Raw genomic sequence first — 796 nt, 5'->3', positions numbered from 1 at the left:
GGGCCCGCTGCCGGCCCGGCCCGCGAGCCACGGCGCGGCGATCGAGCCCGGTACCGTCTACGTCGCGCCACCCGATCGCCACCTGCTCACCGAAGACGGCTCACTGGTCCTGACGCAGGGGCCGACCGAGAACGGCCGCCGGCCCGCGGTCAACGCCACGTTCCGGTCGGCCGCGCTGAGCGGCGGCTCCCGCGTCGTCGGGATCGTGCTGTCGGGGGTGCTCGACGACGGTGCGGCAGGCCTGCGCGCGATCGTGGACCAGGGCGGTGCCGCCGTGGTCCAGGACCCGGCCGACGCGCTCTACAGCGGCATGCCGGGCAACGCACTGGCACTGGTGGACACCGCGTACACCGCCCGCGCCGCCGAGATCGGCGCGGTGCTCGACAAGCTGGTCCGGATGGCGGTGGGCCCGGGCGGGGCCGGGCCGCCGTCGGACGCGCTCCTGCTGGAGGACCGCATCGCCAGGGACGGGGTGCGGGCGGGCGCGATCGAGCCCGCCGAACGGGACGTCGCCGCGGGCTACACCTGCCCCGACTGCGGGGGACCGCTCACCGAGATCGACCCGGTGGGCCGGTACCGCTGCCGGATCGGGCACGCGTGGACGGCCGAAGCCCTCATCGCCCAAGAGGACGAGTTCCGGTTCGCGTTGCAACGAGCCTTGCGCGCGCTCGACGAGAAGGCGGAGCTGGCCGGGAAGCTGGCCGCGCGGGCCGGTCGCAGGCCGCCGCGCGGACTCGCGGAACGCTACGCCGCGTCCGCCCGCGAAGCCGCCGGCGCCGCGGAGACGCTACGGCGG

The 796-nt window shown here is 76.6% G+C and carries 1 protein-coding gene; it reads left to right on the top strand.

The features are described 5' to 3' along the window. On the top strand, positions 1 to 796 hold a 796-nt coding region (locus tag G3I65_RS07535), incomplete at both ends, for a chemotaxis protein CheB (RefSeq protein WP_160695441.1).

Source organism: Amycolatopsis sp. SID8362, from assembly GCF_010550475.1.
GTDB classification, from domain to species: domain Bacteria; phylum Actinomycetota; class Actinomycetes; order Mycobacteriales; family Pseudonocardiaceae; genus Amycolatopsis; species Amycolatopsis eburnea.
The sequence above is the reverse complement of the archived record's forward strand: the minus strand, read 5'-3'. Positions and strand labels throughout refer to the sequence as shown.